Raw genomic sequence first — 19,253 nt, forward strand, 5'->3', positions numbered from 1 at the left:
TAAAACAGGAACTGAACTAAACTTTAAAAACAGAGGAGAGAATCATCAAATGTCATTAATTACAGATATTTATGCACGCGAAGTCTTAGACTCACGTGGTAACCCAACCGTTGAAGTTGAACTATATACTGAAGCAGGAGCCGCAGGTCGTGGGATCGTTCCTTCAGGTGCCTCAACTGGTGAACATGAAGCTGTTGAATTGCGTGATGGCGACAAGAATCGTTACATGGGCAAGGGTGTTCAAAAAGCAGTTGCTAACGTTAACGATGTAATCGCTAAAGAAATTGTTGGTTATGAAGTAACTGACCAAGTTGCAATTGACAAAGCGATGATTAAACTTGACGGTACACCAAACAAAGGCAAATTAGGCGCCAATGCTATTTTAGGTGTTTCAATTGCTGCTGCACGTGCTGCTGCTGATGAATTAGAACAACCATTGTACAACTACCTTGGCGGTTTTAATGCTCATGTATTACCAACACCAATGATGAATGTTATCAATGGTGGTGCACATTCTGATAACAAAGTTGACTTCCAAGAATTCATGATCATGCCTGTTGGTGCTGATTCAATCAAGGAAGCTATTCGGATGGGTTCAGAAACTTTCCATACATTAAAGAAATTACTTGCCGCTGATGGCAAAGCAACCTCTGTTGGTGATGAAGGTGGATTTGCCCCTGATTTTGCTAACAATGAAGAACCATTACAATATCTAGTTAAGGCCATCGAAACAGCTGGCTACAAACCAGGTAAAGATGTTGCAATTGCTATTGATGTGGCTGCCTCAGAACTTTGGGACAATGAAACTAAGCAATACAAGTTACGTTGGTCAACTGGCGAAGAAATGGCTACTCCAGAATTCGTTAAATATCTTGAGGGATTAGTTAACAAGTACCCAATTATTTCTGTTGAAGATCCAATTGACGAAAACAACTGGGAAGACTGGGCTGACATTACTAACGAACTTGGTAAAAAAGTTCAACTTGTTGGTGATGACTTCTTTGTTACTAATACTGACTACCTTGCAAAAGGAATCAAGATGGGTGCAGCTAACTCAATCTTAATCAAGGTTAACCAAATTGGTACTTTGACTGAAACTGTTGAAGCTATCGAAATGGCCAAAGAGGCAGGCTACACTGCAATTGTTTCTCACCGTTCAGGTGAAACGGAAGATACAACCATTGCTGACTTAGTTGTCGCTACTAATGCAGGACAAATTAAGACCGGTTCAATGAGTCGTACAGACCGTATTGCTAAGTATAACCAATTGATGAGAATTGAAGACCAATTAACTGACTCAGTTGCTGAATATAAAGGTATTAACTCATTCTACAACTTGAGCGAACAAGCACGTAAAGATGCATTAAACAAATAGCTTGTAAACAGCCACGGGTAATTGTCGTGGTGTAACACACAAAAACACTAACCAATTCGACCTATGAGTTGGTTAGTGTTTTTGTGTGTTATACGTTGGGCAATTCTGACTATTTGCACGTCTCAGCATTAAGGATAAGTAGAATACAAATTTGAAAAAACACTAATTTTGCGATCTACATACTTGTGCTACACTAGTAGAATAACAAAAACGGCAGGCGAAAATAAATTGAAACAAACGTTTGATACAACTAAATTATTACAAATTATGAACGGTTTATTAATTGGATTAATAGTTGGCTTAGTTGTTAGCGTATTTCGATTGGCAATCGAATATGGCCTAAGACTAACTATATTTGTTTATCAGACCATGCATAAAATGCCGTGGCTATTAATACCATGGCTCATTATTTCAATTTTATTGGCGCTACTTTTAGGACGAATGGCACACAAAAATCCATCGATTCAAGGCTCGGGCATTCCACAAATCGAAGGACAGCTTGCCGGCAGTTATGAGGAAAAATGGTGGCCTGTTTTATGGCGTAAATTTATTGGTGGAATTTTGTCAATTGGAACCGGCTTGTTTTTGGGTCGTGAAGGGCCATCAATTCAATTGGGCGCTACTGTGGGTCAAGGGGTAGCAGAAATAGGACATGTTGGGCAAATCAATCGGCGTGTTTCAATTGCTAGTGGTGCAGCAGCAGGCCTATCTGCAGCGTTTAATGCCCCGGTTGCAAGTACCCTGTTTATTCTGGAGGAAGTCTATCATAACTTTTCACCACTCGTATGGTTATCTGCATTAGTTAGTGCACTGACTGCTAATTTTGTGTCATTGAATTTCTTTGGTCTCACCCCTGTTTTACATATTGCATATTCACAATCATTGCCACTTAGCCAATATGGCCATTTAATTATTCTCGGTATTATTCTGGGATTGTTTGGTCGCCTGTATCAGATGACGCTGCTACGCTTACCACAATGGTTTGGTAAAATGAAATTCATGCGGCCGGAGTGGTATCCAGTGATTCCATTTGTGTTAGTAATCCTTATCGGTTGGTTTTGGCCAGATACTTTAGGTGGTGGCAATAGTCTCATTATTCAAATTGCTCAACACAATCCTTCAATCGGCATTTTTGTTGGCTTGCTGCTGCTTCGTTTCATATTTTCAATGATTAGTTACGGGTCCAACCTTCCAGGCGGAATTTTTCTCCCGATTTTAACAATTGGAGCAATTATTGGTGGCCTTTACGGTCAAGTAATGGTTAGTTTAGGATTCTTGAATGCTAATTTAGTTTCCAATTTTATTATTTATGCGATGGCGGGTTATTTTGCTGGAATTGTAAAAGCGCCATTCACAGCTATTTTGTTGATTACTGAAATGGTGGGATCATTAAGTCATTTAATGCCGTTAGCGGTTGTGTCGCTTGTTGCCTTTATAGTGGTTGATTTGTTGAGCGGTTCACCGATTTATGAATCGCTATTAAACAAATTAATTAAACGTACTAGTATAATAAGCAAACGGCAAGTCAGCACAATTTCAACTACGATTTTTATGGGAGCACCGCTTGATGGTCAACAAATTCGCGATTTTGTTTGGCCCAAGGGTAGTTTAGTTGAATCTGTTCGTCGCGGAGAAAACGTTATTGTGCCACATGGTGACACAATGTTACGGGCTGGGGATACAATTGTAATTGACGTTGCAGCTGGTGCACGCCAAGCCGCCTTTGCACGGGTGGTTGCAGCAGCTCAAGGCCCTAGCAGTAATTAAGACTAGAATACAAGGGCGAGATATGGTAAAATGTTCAGGATATGTAATGGATGAGAATTAGGAGGATTTTTCCTTGTATAGTTTACTATTAACGATATTTTTAATTGTATGTGTGATTCTGATTGCCTGTGTCATGATGCAACCAGCTAAGAATAATTCAGATGCAATGTCAGCTTTAACTGGCGGTGCAGGTGACTTATTTTCACGAAGAAAAGCACGTGGCTTTGAAGCGGTAATGCAAATAGCAACTACTGTTTTTGGCATCATTTTCTTCTTATTAGCCTTAGCACTAGTGTATCTATCTTCACATTAGAGTAAACCGACCTCCTGGGCACTTGTCACAGGGGGCTTTTTTACATCAACGAGTAGGGACGATCAATTCGGTTGCTGGATAGATTGCGTGATTTGATTGTACTTACTGCAGGAAGGGCAGTGGGACAATGTTGCAAAAACCAACCTCTTTTTTCTTCCGTCACGGACCAAAAGCAGTAATCTTGCTGCATGCTTATGCAAGTAATAGTAATGACATGCGCTTATTGGCTCGTTTCCTAGAAAAAGATAACTATTCTGTCTATGCGCCGATTTTTTCTGGACATGATACCGATGAACCAAAAGATATTTTGGTCCATGGCTCCCCAGAACGGTGGTGGCAAGATACTCAAATTGCAATTGATTATGTGCGTTCTCAGGGTTATAGTCAGATTGCAATTTTTGGCCTGTCATTAGGTGGGATTTTTGCCACTCAGGCACTCGAATCTGATTCTCAGCTGTTAGGTGGGGGGACGTTTAGTGCACCAATCATTGGGACGGGAAAAAGCAATGTGGCGGATTCATTTCCGGTAATGGCGCAAGCAAGGTATCAACAGCAAAGGACTGATCGTGTTATTGAACAACAAAACATCATGTGGATTAAAAAAAACTTACCAGCGCAGTTACAAGCGGTTAACGGGTACACCAAAAAAGTTGCTCAGCAGCTCAGCCAAATCACGCAACCTTTTTTTATTGGCCAGGGAGGTCAAGATGAAATGATCGATGCACAAGCTGGTCAATTGCTGCAACAGCAGTTAACTAGCTTGAATAAAATAACTGATTTTCATTTATATCCAAATGCAGGACATGTGATTACAGTCAACAATGCACATCATGAATTAGAACAAGACGTAAAAAACTACTTAAAGAAAATATTTTGAGGTAAAAAATGACAGAAATTATAAAATTAAAACAAACAATTAAAGAACATTTACGGGACAATGCTGAAGTCAGCTTTTCAGCAGAAAAGTTGGCTGCAGCGATTAACATGGGAGCGGCAGACCAGTTTACCCAGGTAGTCCAAACATTGGCACAATTGGAACGTGAACACGAAGTTGAAGTAACTGATCGAGGGGAGTTTCAGGCAGTGCCGACTAAACCGATCCTAACCGGTATTTTTCATGGTAATGATAAGGGCTTTGGTTTTGTCGCTTATGATTCCGAAGAACCAGATATTTATATCAATCCTGATCACACAAAACACGCCCTTAATGGTGATGAAGTTCAGGTAGATATTTTACGTCCGGCGCGTCCAGGTGATAGCCGTGGACCAGAAGGCCAAGTAATAGAGATTGTGACTCATCGTTATGATCAGGTAGTTGGTGAATTTAAGGCGGACGCCACCGACGGCTATATTGGCGAGGTTGTGCTGAAGGACAAAAAAATTGCCAGCTATAAATTTATGGTGACGGATGCTGGCTTACATCCTTCTGAGGGCGAAATTGTAACGGCAGATGTTGTAACCTACCCGACTGACGCCCAACCAAAAACAATGTCCGGTGTTGCCAAGGAGGTAATTGGTGATAAGGATCAACCGGGAATTGATATTTTATCAGTCGTTTATGCGCATAACATTCCGCATGAATTTCCCCAAGACGTCATTGAACAGGCTGAAAAAATTGAAGAATCAATCAATGACGACGAAAAAAAAGACCGAATTGATATTACGGATCAATCGTTAGTAACCATTGACAGTATAGAGTCTAAGGATTTAGATGATGCCGTAGTGGCATGGAAATTGGACAATGGCAACTATCATTTGGGAGTTCACATTGCTGATGTGAGCCATTACGTGACCGAAAACACACCTTTGGATAAAGAGGCATACAAACGAGGAACTTCAGTTTATTTGACTGATCGAGTTATTCCTATGTTACCACGCCGTTTATCAAACGGAATTTGCTCGTTGAATCCTGGTGTAGAACGATTATCAATGAGTTGTGAGATGGAAATTACACCAGAAGGTAAGGTAGTCAAACACCGAATTTTTCCAAGTGTAATGAAATCACATGCCCGAATGACGTATAAATCAGTAAATGCAATTTTGGAAGCTCATGATGAAAAAACACGGGCTGAATATAAAGAGTTAGTGCCAATGTTTGAAGATATGGCACAATTACATCGTGCTTTGCTGAAAAATAGAAAACACCGGGGGGCCATTGATTTTGATGCTCCTGAAGCTAAGATCATTGTTGATGAACAAGGCCATCCAACTGATATTGAGTTGCGCGATCGAGGCTTATCAGAGCGCATGATTGAATCATTTATGCTGGCTGCTAACGAAACGGTGGCTGAGCATTTTAAGCATCTACACGTGCCATTTTTATACCGGGTTCACGAGACGCCAGACGGTGATCGTATTAAGACATTTTTTGAATTTTTGAGTGTCTTTGGTCACACGGTACATGGTGATGCAAACAACTTAAAACCCAAAATGTTACAAAATGTGTTAAAAGAAGTGGCAGGTGAGCCAGAAGAACAAATGGTTCAAACGATGATGCTTCGCAGTATGAAACAGGCGAAGTATTCGGATCAATCATTGGGGCACTTTGGCTTAGGTGCTGAGTTCTACACTCACTTCACTTCACCCATCAGACGGTATCCGGATACCACGGTTCACCGTTTGATTAAGTGGTATGCCAAACATGGCACCGGCAATGAGGCAAAAGCCAAATATGAAGATGCGTTGCCTGAAATTGCAGAACATACATCAGTAGCAGAACGGCGTGGCATTGACACAGAACGCGATGTCGATAGTATGAAAAAGGCTGAATACATGGAAGATCATGTTGGCGAAACTTTTGAAGCGGTTGTTAGTTCTGTCATGAAGTTTGGTTTATTTGTTGCACTACCGAACACTGTTGAGGGGCTAATTCATATTAGTGCAATGCAGGATGATTATTATGAATATGTTGAAAAACATATGGCATTAGTTGGTCGTAAGTTCCATCGTATTTTCCAAATTGGTCAGCCGATTCAAGTGAAATTGATTCGAGTTGATAAGGATCAACGTGAGGTTGATTTTGAATTAGTAGATCCAAAAGCTGCACCAACAACCAAACTTAGAGTACCGCGCTCTGATGATCATCGTGGTGGTAATCGTAATCACAATGGCCATGGTCAACGTAATTCGAGCCATGAATCTGGTCATACGAACCATCGCCAAATTAACCGTGGTCAGTCACGACGACGTGATAACCATCGACCAACCAAAAGTTCAAATCACAGATGAGGTGATGATAGTTGGTGAACCAAAAACAGCACAATAATGACAATTTAATGGCGCAAAATAAAAAAGCCCGGCATGACTATTCGATTGAGTCAACTTATGAAGCTGGGATTGTGTTAACCGGAACCGAAATTAAATCAATTCGAGATAAACGGGTCAATTTGCGTGACGGTTTCGCCCAGGTTCGTAATGGCGAAGTATGGTTAATGAATGTGCACATTAGTCCCTATGATCAAGGAAACCAGTTCAATCATGATTCACTACGTAATCGCAAATTATTATTGCATAAAAAGGAAATTAAACGTTTATCAGGCGAATTAGGTACAAAAGGGATAACTTTAGTGCCGTTGAAAATGTACATTAAAAACGGCTATGCGAAAGTATTGTTGGGTGTTGGTAAAGGAAAACATGAATATGATAAGCGTGAAACTCTTAAGCGTAAAGAGCAGAATCGACAAATTGAACGAGTAATGAAACGATATTAAATTTGTCAAAAAAACCGACTTCGATAAAATATATCGGAATCGGTTTTTTTGTTGCAAATTATTTAATTAGTAAAACTATTTTCGTGATAGGTGACTAAAATAGGTTTGATTGGAATTCGGAATCATGCCCCGTTGTCGAATCTTTTTAGTTTGGCGTTCATGTTTGCGAGCCCAGTGGCTTAAAACACTAGCAACGACAATAGAAATTGGTTCTAACTCTTGGTCAACGACTACTAATTCATGAAAATAGCCATTAGTGAATTTAACTGGGCGAAATGAAAATACTAGTTGCGTGCCATGATAGACACGGTAGCTGTCACGTAGCGTATTACCAACAATGATCCAGTTTAGACCACGAATATAAATAACTTCGCGTAAAAAGCCTAATGATTTACTAACTGTACCAACCTGTTGATGATTTTGATAGATAGAAAATTTGGGTAATAAGCCAAGTGTCAATTGCCGAATTTCGGCTAACAAATCTCCATCAATAGCGTATAAGGATAAAACGTCTTGACGCAGCCCCCATTTACCAACGAGTAAATAGGTGGCCGTACCGTTTTCATCCTTGATAACAGTGGCACCGCGCAGGTCATTTGAATGTTGGTGGACGTACAGTTTTCTCACTGGACTCCCTCCTCAACTGAGTTCTAAGTTACGACTATCTTACCATTTTTTCTCTTGGTTAGCAGTAAATATCATTTTGTAAATGAATATGCTAAAATACTCGTGAGGTGTTTTGTATGAAACCATTTATCCACAATGATTGGTGGGACGTGTTAGAACCCGAATTTAATCAGGCCTATTATGCTTCATTACATAATTTCTTGCTGACTGAGTATGAGCATCGGACTGTTTATCCAGAGATGCATCATATTTTTGAAGCGTTTGAATGGACCCCATTTCATGAAGTAAAAGTAGTTATTTTAGGACAGGATCCATATCACGGGCCACATCAAGCGCATGGATTGAGTTTTTCTGTGCTGCCAGGTGTGAAAGTACCGCCGTCATTGCAAAATATTTATAAAGAATTGCAAGCTGATTTGGGGTATGCGCCAGTTAATCATGGTTATCTGGAAAAATGGGCTAAGCAAGGAGTATTGTTGCTTAACTCCGTCCTAACTGTTCGTGATGGCCAGGCTTTTTCACACCGCGGTAAGGGGTGGGAAAAGTTGACAGATGCTGCGATTGCAGCATTGTCCAGGCGCCCCGAGCCGGTTGTATTTATTTTATGGGGCAAAGCGGCACAAGCAAAGATTGAATTGATTAATACACAAACTAATATTGTGTTACAATCACCTCATCCAAGTCCGTTTTCGGCTAACCGAGGTTTTTTTGGTTCTAAGCCATTTTCCAAAACGAACGAAGCACTTAAGGCAATGGGAGAGACACCAATTGATTGGCAATTACCACAACACGTGGCAATTGATGATACAAATATCGCAAATTAATTAATTGGAGGCAGGAAAATGGATTTATTTGCAAGTTTAGCAACAAAAATTAAAGGACAAGATAAGACAATCGTTTTTCCAGAAGGGCAAGATGCACGAATTTTAGGTGCTGCCATTCGATTAAAAAATGATGGCTTGCTGACACCGGTGTTACTGGGCACACAAGCAGAAATCGAAGCGACTGCCGAAAAGCAGGGACTCGATTTAACTGGTATTCAAATTATGGATCCACTCAGTTATCCAGCTGCTGATAATCAAACAATGCTTGATTCGTTGGTGGAACGTCGCAAGGGTAAAAATACACCGGAGCAAGCAGCAGAGATGTTAAAAGATGTCAGTTACTTTGGGACGATGCTCGTTTACATGCATAAGGTTGATGGCATGGTATCCGGGGCCGTTCATCCAACTGGTGATACAGTTCGGCCAGCATTGCAAATTATCAAAACTAAGCCAGACAGCAAACGGATCAGTGGGGCATTTATTATGCAAAAGGGTGACCAACGATTTGTTTTTGCAGATTGTGCCATTAACATTGAACTAGATGCGCCGACGATGGCTGAAGTAGCCTTGCAAAGCGCCGTTACTGCTAAATTATTTGATATCGAGCCTAAGGTGGCTTTGCTGAGTTTCTCGACTAAAGGTTCAGCTAAGGGTGATATGGTGACCAAAGTGGCTGAGGCAACTGAATTAGCTCATGGCCTGGCACCTGATTTGCCGCTTGATGGTGAGCTTCAGTTTGACGCTGCATTTGTGCAAAGTGTGGGTGAGCAAAAAGCACCTAACTCAACAGTGGCAGGCCACGCCAATGTTTTTATATTCCCCGATCTGCAGTCCGGAAATATTGGTTATAAAATTGCACAACGTCTCGGCGGATTTGAGGCAGTTGGGCCAATTTTGCAGGGCCTCAATGCCCCAGTATCTGATTTATCACGCGGTTGTGACGAAGAGGATGTTTATAAAGTTGCATTAATTACTGCTGCGCAGGCAGTAAATTAACAATAAAGTTAGCAATACAGTGGAGCGACGGCAAAATATTTTGCCTCAGCTCCTTATTTGATAAATTTGGTGATAAAAATGAAAATTACATTAACAAGTAGCAAAGACACGATTAATTTAGGAACGACTATAGCAAAATTTCTTCAAGCTGGCGATGTGATTGTCCTTAATGGCGATCTAGGAGCTGGTAAAACGGCCTTTACTAAAGGAATTGCAACCGGTCTAGGAATTTCAGATGTGATTAAGAGCCCGACTTTTACGATTATTCGCGAGTACCAAGAGGGGCGGCTCCCACTTTATCATATGGATGTTTACCGTCTTGAAAATGGCGGGGGCGAAGAACTGGGGCTGGAAGAATATTTTGATAGCGATGGTGTTAGTGTAGTTGAATGGGCTCAATTTGTTGCGGATGAACTTCCGACCGATTATTTAGCAATCAAGTTTGAAAGAACAAAAAATGATGATACACGGGTATTAACTTTGGAACCACATGGTGAACATTTTACAAAGCTTGTGACGAAATTGGACCAAAATAATGACTGAACAAATTAGGCTGCAGACTGCCAGCCCAGCGGATGCTGCGAAAATATTAGCATTATTGCGATTACTACGAGTTGAGTCAGAAATGTTTTCTGTTTCGGATGATTTTGATCACTTGACCGTTGCTGATGAGGCAAATAATTTGGCTCGTATCAATGAAACCACTGATAATTTGGTTTTGCTGGCCTGGAACGGTGATTTACCGATCGGGATTGCAACAGTGGCACGAATACACGAAGTTGAATCTGCTGGTGAAGTAGGGATTGCAATTCAAAAAAAATTTTGGCACCAAGGATTAGGGACCTTTATGATGGATGAATTACTCAACTGGGGTGTTGAGTTTAGTTCGTTGCACCAATTAATTTTGACCGTAGTGACTGAAAATACTAATGCGATTAAACTTTATCAGAAGATGAATTTTGAAGTTGTGCAGTCAACTAAAATTAAGAATAACCAGGGGAAATTTGTATCCGCATTAATAATGAAATATGATCTAAAAAAAGAAGTTAGGAAAGAGTGAACTTTCTAGCTTCTTTTTTGAGTTATTCACTTTAGCTAACAAATTTAACAAATGGTTTAATTACTTCTGGGCCGAAATGCTCCTCTTGATACAATAAAATATTGGCACATGCCTGACTATCATCTAGCGCATTATGATGGTGGTCAAGCGTGATTTGAAGTTCATCACAAACTGTGTTTAGTTTATGATTAGGGAAATCAGAAAATAACTTGCGGCTGGTGCGCACAGTGTCAAGCGTTTGGTAGACCGGTTGTTGCAGGCCGTAATGGGCTAAACAGCTTTTTAATACGCCATTGTCAAAGGGAGCGTTATGCGCAATCACTAATTTATTGCGTTCAAAAAAGCTGCCAACATGATCCCAAACTGTCGGGAAAAGGGGAGCCTCGACAACATCGTCTTCAGTTAAACCGTGGATTTTAGTGTTACGCCAGCTAAAATCTGTTTGCGGATTAATAAGTGAATAGAACTCATCTACAATTTGATCATTGCGAACGATCGTTAATGCAAGCGAACACGCACTATAGCGCTGTGCACTGGCTGTTTCAAAATCCATGGCTACAAAGTTCATTTTTTCATCACCCGTTATTTTAAATTAATGTCTTCATTCTAAGCGAACACGTGTTTTATTGCAATTTATTTGTGTCTGATGTTAAAGGCTGATGTCCAATTCGACCGGACAATGATCAGACCCAAAAATGTCGGAATGAATTTTAGCATCCTGCAGTTGATCGATCAGCCCGTTCGACGCTAGAAAATAATCAATGCGCCACCCAGCATTGCGATCGCGGGCGCCAAAACGGTAAGACCACCACGAGTATTGTTCGGTTTCATCAGGATAGAAATGACGGAAAGTATCAGTGAACCCACTAGCTAGCAATTTGGTAAATTGATGTCGTTCTTGATCGGTGAAGCCAGCTGCATGATGGTTACTTTGTGGATTTTTTAAATCAATTTTCTCATGTGCAACATTTAAGTCACCACAAACCATGACACCCTTTTTTGCTGCCAGTTGACCGAGGTAATTTTTAAATGCATTATCCCAGCCAGAACGAAAATCTAGCCGTTTTAACTGCTGCCCAGAATTAGGAGTGTAGCTGGTAACTAAGTAAAACGCGGGATACTCTAATGTGATGAGACGACCTTCAGTATCATATTCATCAATTCCCATCCCGTAGGTGACACTCAGTGGTTTAGTTTTAGTAAAAATGGCCGTGCCGGAATAGCCCTTCTTTTCGGCATAATTCCAGTATTGGTGATACCCGGGTAAATCTAAGTCAATTTGCCCGGCCTGGAGCTTAGTTTCTTGCAAGCAAAAAAAATCGGCGTTCAATTGGTTAAATGTAGCAACAAAATCATGTTTGACAGCTGCACGGAGTCCATTGACGTTCCATGAAATCAATTTCAAAATTAATTCCTCCTAGCTATTTATGTCCATTGTACGAGTCAACGCGGCTGTTAGTAAAGGCAAATTTATTTTTTGCAGTTGAAATTCATGTTACAATATTAAGTGTTATTAATAATTTTAAAGGGACGGTTGAGATGCAAAGCGAATTGGTGACGGCACTGCCAAATATTAAAATCTTAGCTGATGCTGCATTGTCAGATTATACTAATACCGATACGGGGGGACCAGCTGATTGGCTGGCATTTCCAACTACGGTTGACCAAGTTAAACAGTTGGTGAATTATGCACGTCAAAATAGCTTACCAATTACAGTTATTGGCAATGCAAGTAATTTAATTGTCCGTGATGGCGGTATTGCCGGATTGGTAATCATTTTAACCGCTATGAAAAATATTGATGTGGTTGATACACAGGTGACTGCACAGGCAGGAGCTGCTTTGATTAGCGTGACTGAAGCCGCTTGTAGTGCCAGGTTAAGTGGAATTGAATTTGCAGCTGGAATCCCGGGTAGTGTTGGAGGAGCAGTCTTCATGAATGCGGGTGCCTATGGTGGTGAGGTCAAGGATGTGCTTGAATCTGCTACTGTTTTGACCAGCAGTGGTGAAGTTAAAGTCTTAAACAACGATGAGTTAGCATTTAGTTATCGCCATAGTGCTATTCAAGACCATCAAGGCGAAATTGTGTTAACCGCAACATTTAAGTTACACCATGCTGAGGGCAATCAAATCAGAACTCAAATGGATGATTTAAATGCTCGGCGCGCGGCCAAACAGCCGCTTGAATGGCCATCTTGTGGCAGTGTGTTTAAACGGCCGACCGGCTATTTTGCTGGTAAGCTCATCCACGATGCTGGTTTGCAAGGATATACAAGTGGCGGGGCACAAGTATCAACTAAACATGCTGGTTTTATCATTAATGTTGGTGGAGGTACGGCGACGGACTACTTAAATGTGATTGCACATGTTCAACAGACTGTTTGGAACCAAGCTGGCGTTCACTTGGAAACAGAAGTGCGCATTATTGGTCGTGAACCAGAATTAACTAATTAATTAAAAGAAGCAAGACTGACTAAAATTTAAAATTTGAGCCATGTCTTGCTTTTTATTCTATCCGATTCGGAGTCAACCAAAGGGGGAATGTCATTTGCCGATCTTAGAAGCGATCATTTTTTTGGTGGTCCTAGTATTACTTTCTAATATTTTGGGACATTACATCAAAAAAATACCAGTTAGCTTAATCCAAATTAGTTTGGGGTTACTTGCAGCACTATTATTTGATCTTGAAATTCCATTGGAAACAAACTGGTTTTTGCTCTTATTTATTGCCCCACTGCTATTTAATGATGGTCGTAATTTTCCTAAACGAGAACTTTGGAAGTTGCGGGGTCCAATTTTTGCGAACGCCATTTTGCTAGTCTTCGTGACGACAATTGTCGGTGGTTATTTAATCTACTTATTTGTGCCGCGGATCCCACTATTAGTATCATTTGCATTAGCCGCCATTTTATCACCCACGGACCCCGTCGCTGTGCAATCAATTGCTAAACGTGCCAAGTTAGACGATTCTATTTTGCATTTAGTCAGTGGTGAGAGTTTGATTAATGATGCGTCTGGACTAATTGGCTTTAAATATGCTATTGCAGCTGTGACAACCGGATATTTTGCGGTAACTCAAGCTGTTGGCGATTTTGCATACACCGCAATTGTTGGGCTAATTTCTGGGTTGGCAGTAATGATTTTGATTCAACTATTACGTGATTTTTTACATAATCAAGGGATTAACGACGTTGTGTTCAACGTGGTATTCAAAATTATGACTCCCTTTGTGGTTTATTTATGTGCCGAAGAATTATTTCACGCTTCAGGTGTAATTGCAGTGGTAGCTGCGGGGGTCTTTTCTAATACCCGGGAGGCAAATGTAGTTGAGGAGTTACCCGAACTACGGCTGGTGAGCGAGCGAACTTGGGATTTGCTGGTATATTTACTAAATGGAATTGTGTTTGTGATCTTGGGAATTGAATTACCAATTGCCATGCGAGCTTCATTAAGCAGTGGTGATATTAACAATTGGACCGCTATTTTATATGTCGTAATTGTTTGGTTGGTCATCTTATTATTGCGCGTTGGTTGGATCTACACATATGAGTTTTATCAACGGTTTATTCGGGGGAAAAAGCGGCCTGTGAGTCTAAAATCTGCTTTTTTGGCTGGTTTATCAGGAGTTCGTGGTGCCATCACAATGGCGGGTGTTTTGTCCGTTCCAATCACAATTAAAAGTGGTGCTCCATTTCCAGAACGCTCACTAATGTTGTTCATTGCGGCTGGGGTGATTATTCTGAGTATGTTGGTTGCTGCAGTAATGTTGCCATTAATTTCGAAAACGGATTTTTCATTTCTAACTCGGGGTAGTGAGCCTGATGAAGTCGATGAGTTGATGGAGGGTGACGGCACTGACGATACTGATGAGGGCCAAAAAGCGTATCTTAGCGAAAGCGATGCCCGGTATTTTCTGATGCAACTGGCAATTCAAACTGTTGAGGAAAATCGACGCGAGAATAATCAACGACCAGCATATGATTTAATCTTGAATTATCAGTTATTAATGCGCCGCCTACAATTAAATTCCCAGTCGGATGAGGTATTAAAGACAATGCTGGCCCAGGAAATTAAGCTCCGGCAAGTTGCTTTTTCTGGTGAGAGAAATGCACTGATAAAAATGCTCAATAAAAAAGTAATCACTAACGGTGATTACTATTCAGCGTTACGGCGGATTGATCATATTGAACAACGGCTGGCGCGTGATTTTAATTCGCCAAGCAGTTGGTTGACAGTTAAGCGATTAGGATTATTGTTGCGCAGCGTGGGACATGCCATCTATTGGTGGATTAGTAACAAAGATGAAGATATCAAGCAACGAAAAATGATTGATCGAGAAACTGCAAAGGCTGCGATTAAAGCGTTGGCAAAATACGCTGAGTACGCACAAGATGAGGGGATCGAAGTTAATCGACAGGCAATTTATCACCTAATTGTCAGCTACCGCAATCGAATTGAGCGAATTAAACATCCTAAATCAAAATCACTCAATAATTATCAACAGGAGTTGGAAATTTTACGGATCAAGGCGTTGAGCGTGCAACGTAATGGTATCTTGCAGTTAATCGAAGGCGAGCGCATCAGCGCATCAGTTGCTCAAAAACTACAGGCTTATGTTAATTATTCTGAGAATGTGGTGATTGCAATTACTACCGAAGAATAGTCTAGTTAGACAATGTCTGTTCGTTTTATTTCACTGATTAACCAGAATAAAACTAACTGGACAACGGTTAAAATGAGTGTGAACAACCACATGTTGACGCTCCACATATTGATAATTTGTTTGATAAACCAGGTTGGTGTCAGTAGGATATATAACGAATGAATTCGTAAAAAGCGACCGATGTAGATGCCAATACTGGATAGAAAAGTAAAAACTAGTGGATAAATAATTGACGCTCCAGGTAAACGGGGCGTTATTTTTGTGGCCAATAAATGACATATTTTTTTTAGTTGAATCATGCCGATTAGTGTACAACTAAGTGCGCTGATCACCAAGAAAGCAAAGTTGAGCCACATGGCGGGATCAGATTTTAGCAAACTGGTGGTTAAATTATGTGGATGCATTAATGAGAGGTGAAATAAATCAGTAAGGACGTAGGGCGCATTGGGATAAAACAACAACCAGACTAAGAGTATTAGTAAAAAAAATAACGAATGGCCGCGATCAATGCGTTGCAACTGGAAAGATAATTCAATTGGAATGTAACCAAGAAACGTATTCAAAACAAGGAAGCCATAGGGTGTTTTAATGAAAATCATTAAGATAACTATGTAAATAAGAAAAAATAATCTGATTCGCCAATTAAAATTAAGTTTGATCATCATTTACACCTCCCGTCTATATAAGAGTACCAAAAAAAGAACATCATGGTTTTATAAATGAAAACTCTTTAGTAATTTATTAATATTTTCAAGTAGATTTGTGGTTTCAATCATTATTTGGTGGGTCTGCATGATATAATAGAAAATGTATTTCACATGGAGGTAATGCTATGGCATTCAGTTGGGATTCACTTCTCACATGGCAAAATGTTATTCGTTTAATCGATATTGGTGTAGTATGGTTTCTCATTTATGAGGTGACCATACTACTGCGCGGTACACGGGCAGTTCAGCTATTTCGTGGTATTTTAGTGATCGTAATTGTTAAATTGATCAGTTGGTACGTTGGGCTAAGTACAGTTTCTTGGATCATGGACCAGGTGATTAATTGGGGAGTGATCGCTATTGTGGTGATCTTTCAACCGGAAATTCGAAGAGGCCTCGAACATATTGGTCGAGGAACTGTTTTTACCCGTAATCGACGTGAAAATGAAAATGAAGAGGCCCTAATAAATCAACTTGACCAGGCGATTCAATATATGTCGAAACGCCGAATTGGCGCTTTAATCACCATTCAAATGGAAACTGGTTTGGAGGAATATATTGAGACCGGGATTGTTATGGATGCTGATGTTTCCGGGGCACTATTAATTAATACCTTTATTCCCAATACACCGCTCCATGATGGTGCTGTGATCATTAAAAATAATCGGATTGCGGTTGCGGCCGCCTACTTACCATTGTCAGAAAGTAATTTAATTCCAAAAGAATTAGGAACTAGGCACCGTGCTGCGGTTGGAATTAGTGAAGTTACTGATGCTTTAACGATTGTCATTTCTGAAGAAACCGGTGAAGTGTCAATTACTAAGGATAACGAGTTGTTGCGTGGTATGGCACAGGAAGATTATCTGAAGTTTATGCGAGATCAACTGTATTCACATGAACTTGAGAATCGAAATCCAATCGCTGAATTTATTGAAGGACTCTTTAATAAAGGAGGTCGCCATAATGAAAAATAATGAACATGCTAACTGGTTTAACAGCCGCTGGTTTTTCCGGCTGTTCACGTTAGGCTTGGCAATTTTACTATTTGTGTACGTTAATGGAAGTAAGCTAGATAATGTTCGACAGGGCTCCGATAATGGCAAAAATTCTATTTTAACGTCTAATAAGAAGAAAACCATCTCTGTGCCACTTGAATTAAATGTTAACAGTAACCGCTATGTTGCAACGGGATACCCGCAAAATGTTAAGGTTAAAATTTCGGGCCCAGCAGCTTTAATCACGACCACTGCTAATACACAGAACTTTAAAATTTACGCCGATTTGACTGGTCTTGGAACTGGCAAGCATAAAGTCACGGTGAAACAATCGGGACTTAACAAAGACATTAGCTATCAAATTAAGCCCAAAACAATTACGGTTGATATTCAGGCTCGTAAAACGGTCACAGTACCAATCAACGTTGTGTTAAGCCAAAAAGAAGTGGCTGATGGGTATACCCTAGGTAAACCGACTACTTCTGCAGAAACAGCTACCATCACTGGTTCAGTTAGCGAAGTAGAACGAGTGGACCGTCTGATTGCCTCAGTCAATGTATCTAAAACCACTAAAAAATCAATTAACAAGCGGGTGACATTGCAGGCTGTTGACTCGAAGGGGAATACGGTTAGTGTTGTTATTACACCGCAGACAACAAATGTGGTGGTGCCGGTAACAAGTAGTGATGATAATAGCAGTAGTAGTTCTTCAAGCAATTCGACTAGTTCCAAATCAAAACAAACAAGCTCATCGGAAAGTGATGACAGTAGCAGTTCTTCAAGTAGCTCAGCAAGCAGTTCTAGTTCGTCATAGAAGTTAACAAAATAAACTAATAAAATAGCACCAAATGAAATGAGGAAGAATAATGGAACTAAAATATTTTGGTACGGACGGTGTCCGTGGAGTGGCAAATCAAGAGTTGAGTCCAGAATTAGCATTCAAACTTGGTCGTACAGGTGGATATGTTTTAACCGAACATTCTGAATGGAAACAACCACAAGTTTTGGTGTCACGTGATACACGGATTTCTGGCCAAATGTTAGAAGAGGCTCTAGTCGCTGGATTATTGTCTGTTGGAATTGAAGTATTGCGGCTGGGGGTTGTAACAACTCCTGGAGTTGCTTATTTAGTGCGGGCACAAGAAGCAGATGCCGGTGTTATGATTACAGCATCACACAATCCAATTCAATATAATGGCATTAAATTTTTTGGTAGTGACGGATTTAAATTGTCCGATGAGTTAGAAGCGGAGATTGAAAAGCTGTTAGATGCACCAACTGATGATTTACCGCGACCAGCTGCTGAGGGGCTTGGAAAAGTATCTGATTATCATGAAGGTGCCTTGAAGTATACGCAGTTTTTGGAACAGACTGTTTCTGGGGATTTATCCGGTTTAAAGATTGCTGTCGATGCGGCAAATGGGGCAACGAGCAGTTTTGTTTCTTCTATCTTTGCCGATATGGAAGTTGATTTTAATACCATTGGCACGTCACCGGACGGGTTAAATACTAATCTGAACGTTGGTTCGACTCACCCAGAGGCACTACAGAAATTTGTGGTTGAACAACAAGCACAACTGGGAGTGGCATTTGATGGTGATGGGGATCGATGCATCGCAGTTGATGAAAATGGGGCCATTGTTAATGGCGATAAAATTATGTACATTTGTGGTAAATACATGAATGAACGTGGTCGCTTAAAAAAGGATACAGTTGTCACCACTGTAATGAGTAATTTGGGCATGTATAAGGCACTTGAAAAGGCTGGATTAACAAGTGTCAAGACCAAGGTTGGTGACCGCTATGTGGTGGAGGAAATGCTCAAAAATGGATATAACTTAGGCGGCGAGCAATCTGGACACATTATTTTCTTAGACTTTAATACGACCGGAGACGGTATGTTAACTGCATTACAGCTATTGTCTGTGATTAAACAAACTGGTAAGCCACTATCAGAACTGGCCCAAGAAGTGACCGAATATCCACAAGAATTGGTGAATATTCAAGTTAAAGATAAACAAGCAGCATTGAAAAATGAAGCATTGCTGGCAATTATCGCACAGGTAGAAAAAGAAATGGCTAGTGATGGTCGCGTGCTGGTACGTCCGAGTGGAACTGAACCTTTATTACGTATAATGGCGGAAGCACCGACGAAAGAAGCGGTTCATGAGTATGTAGCTCGGATCGCAGCAGTGGCCAAAAAAGAATTATAATGT

Annotated in this window: 19 protein-coding genes; 15 read left to right on the forward strand and 4 right to left on the reverse strand. The window is 40.5% G+C overall.

Annotated elements, in window-relative coordinates; genetic code table 11:
* The first annotated feature begins 49 nt into the window (after window positions 1–49).
* From eno to smpB, 6 genes are all read left to right on the forward strand, one after another.
* Window positions 50–1,375 (forward strand): phosphopyruvate hydratase, encoded by a 1,326-nt coding sequence (gene eno, locus WDC_RS02215; RefSeq protein WP_044010189.1) that lies wholly within the window; start codon window positions 50–52, stop codon window positions 1,373–1,375.
* 267 nt (window positions 1,376–1,642) lie between these two features.
* The gene (locus WDC_RS02220) at window positions 1,643–3,142 is read left to right on the forward strand and encodes a ClC family H(+)/Cl(-) exchange transporter (RefSeq protein WP_044010213.1); all 1,500 of its coding nucleotides are present in this window, start codon (window positions 1,643–1,645) and stop codon (window positions 3,140–3,142) included.
* A 73-nt stretch (window positions 3,143–3,215) separates the two neighbouring features.
* Window positions 3,216–3,455 (forward strand): preprotein translocase subunit SecG, encoded by a 240-nt coding sequence (gene secG / locus WDC_RS02225; protein WP_044010190.1) that lies wholly within the window; start codon window positions 3,216–3,218, stop codon window positions 3,453–3,455.
* Window positions 3,456–3,582: 127 nt separating this feature from the next.
* Entirely contained in the window at window positions 3,583–4,332 is a 750-nt protein-coding gene (locus WDC_RS02230; RefSeq protein WP_044010191.1) for an alpha/beta hydrolase, read from the forward strand.
* A gap of 8 nt (window positions 4,333–4,340) precedes the next feature.
* A complete protein-coding gene (gene rnr, locus WDC_RS02235; RefSeq protein ID WP_044010192.1) occupies window positions 4,341–6,683 on the forward strand; it encodes a ribonuclease R in 2,343 nt (780 codons plus the stop codon).
* A gap of 14 nt (window positions 6,684–6,697) precedes the next feature.
* On the forward strand, window positions 6,698–7,165 hold the full coding sequence (smpB, locus tag WDC_RS02240; RefSeq protein WP_044010214.1) for an SsrA-binding protein SmpB: 468 nt from the start codon (window positions 6,698–6,700) through the stop codon (window positions 7,163–7,165).
* Window positions 7,166–7,240: 75 nt separating this feature from the next.
* Here the strand turns inward: smpB and WDC_RS02245 are convergent, their stop codons facing one another.
* Window positions 7,241–7,792, reverse strand: a complete 552-nt coding sequence (locus WDC_RS02245) for an LURP-one-related/scramblase family protein (protein WP_044010193.1) — start codon at window positions 7,790–7,792, stop codon at window positions 7,241–7,243.
* 116 nt (window positions 7,793–7,908) lie between these two features.
* On the opposite strand from WDC_RS02245, the gene WDC_RS02250 reads away from it, so the two are divergent.
* The 4 genes from WDC_RS02250 to WDC_RS02265 all read left to right on the forward strand — a co-directional run bounded on the left by WDC_RS02250 (window position 7,909) and on the right by WDC_RS02265 (window position 10,672).
* Complete coding sequence (locus tag WDC_RS02250; RefSeq protein WP_044010194.1) at window positions 7,909–8,616, forward strand: uracil-DNA glycosylase; 708 nt, start codon at window positions 7,909–7,911, stop codon at window positions 8,614–8,616.
* Between the two features lie 18 nt (window positions 8,617–8,634).
* Window positions 8,635–9,612: a phosphate acetyltransferase gene (pta, locus tag WDC_RS02255; protein ID WP_044010195.1), complete on the forward strand. Its 978-nt coding sequence runs from the start codon at window positions 8,635–8,637 to the stop codon at window positions 9,610–9,612.
* 78 nt (window positions 9,613–9,690) lie between these two features.
* Window positions 9,691–10,155, forward strand: a complete 465-nt coding sequence (gene tsaE / locus WDC_RS02260; protein WP_044010196.1) for a tRNA (adenosine(37)-N6)-threonylcarbamoyltransferase complex ATPase subunit type 1 TsaE — start codon at window positions 9,691–9,693, stop codon at window positions 10,153–10,155.
* On the forward strand, window positions 10,148–10,672 hold the full coding sequence (locus WDC_RS02265; protein ID WP_044010197.1) for a GNAT family N-acetyltransferase: 525 nt from the start codon (window positions 10,148–10,150) through the stop codon (window positions 10,670–10,672). The genes tsaE and WDC_RS02265 overlap by 8 nt, the downstream gene beginning before the upstream one ends.
* A 31-nt stretch (window positions 10,673–10,703) precedes the next feature.
* Here the strand turns inward: WDC_RS02265 and WDC_RS02270 are convergent, their stop codons facing one another.
* Together WDC_RS02270 and WDC_RS02275 are read right to left on the reverse strand one after the other, a co-directional pair.
* Window positions 10,704–11,240: a 3'-5' exonuclease gene (locus WDC_RS02270; RefSeq protein ID WP_044010198.1), complete on the reverse strand. Its 537-nt coding sequence runs from the start codon at window positions 11,238–11,240 to the stop codon at window positions 10,704–10,706.
* Between the two features lie 81 nt (window positions 11,241–11,321).
* A complete protein-coding gene (locus WDC_RS02275) occupies window positions 11,322–12,077 on the reverse strand; it encodes an exodeoxyribonuclease III (RefSeq protein WP_044010199.1) in 756 nt (251 codons plus the stop codon).
* Window positions 12,078–12,211: 134 nt separating this feature from the next.
* Here WDC_RS02275 and murB point away from each other — a divergent pair, with 134 nt between their 5' ends.
* Complete coding sequence (gene murB, locus WDC_RS02280) at window positions 12,212–13,126, forward strand: UDP-N-acetylmuramate dehydrogenase (protein WP_044010215.1); 915 nt, start codon at window positions 12,212–12,214, stop codon at window positions 13,124–13,126.
* Window positions 13,127–13,220: 94 nt separating this feature from the next.
* Complete coding sequence (locus WDC_RS02285) at window positions 13,221–15,335, forward strand: Na+/H+ antiporter (protein ID WP_044010200.1); 2,115 nt, start codon at window positions 13,221–13,223, stop codon at window positions 15,333–15,335.
* Between the two features lie 5 nt (window positions 15,336–15,340).
* Here WDC_RS02285 and WDC_RS02290 read toward each other — a convergent pair whose 3' ends face one another.
* Entirely contained in the window at window positions 15,341–16,000 is a 660-nt protein-coding gene (locus WDC_RS02290) for a DUF1361 domain-containing protein (protein WP_225349608.1), read from the reverse strand.
* Window positions 16,001–16,167: 167 nt separating this feature from the next.
* Here WDC_RS02290 and cdaA point away from each other — a divergent pair, with 167 nt between their 5' ends.
* From cdaA to glmM, 3 genes are read left to right on the forward strand one after another with little or no spacing between them, the layout of a single operon-like run.
* On the forward strand, window positions 16,168–17,016 hold the full coding sequence (cdaA, locus tag WDC_RS02295) for a diadenylate cyclase CdaA (RefSeq protein WP_044010202.1): 849 nt from the start codon (window positions 16,168–16,170) through the stop codon (window positions 17,014–17,016).
* Window positions 17,006–17,851 carry a CdaR family protein gene (locus tag WDC_RS02300; protein WP_044010203.1) on the forward strand — a complete coding sequence of 282 codons (846 nt, stop codon included), beginning with the start codon at window positions 17,006–17,008 and terminating at the stop codon, window positions 17,849–17,851. Before cdaA ends, WDC_RS02300 begins: the two co-directional genes overlap by 11 nt.
* Before the next feature lie 52 nt (window positions 17,852–17,903).
* Entirely contained in the window at window positions 17,904–19,250 is a 1,347-nt protein-coding gene (gene glmM, locus WDC_RS02305) for a phosphoglucosamine mutase (protein WP_044010204.1), read from the forward strand.
* The last annotated feature ends 3 nt before the right edge of the window (window positions 19,251–19,253 follow it).

It is taken from the genome of Paucilactobacillus wasatchensis (assembly GCF_000876205.1).
Lineage (GTDB): Bacteria > Bacillota > Bacilli > Lactobacillales > Lactobacillaceae > Paucilactobacillus > Paucilactobacillus wasatchensis.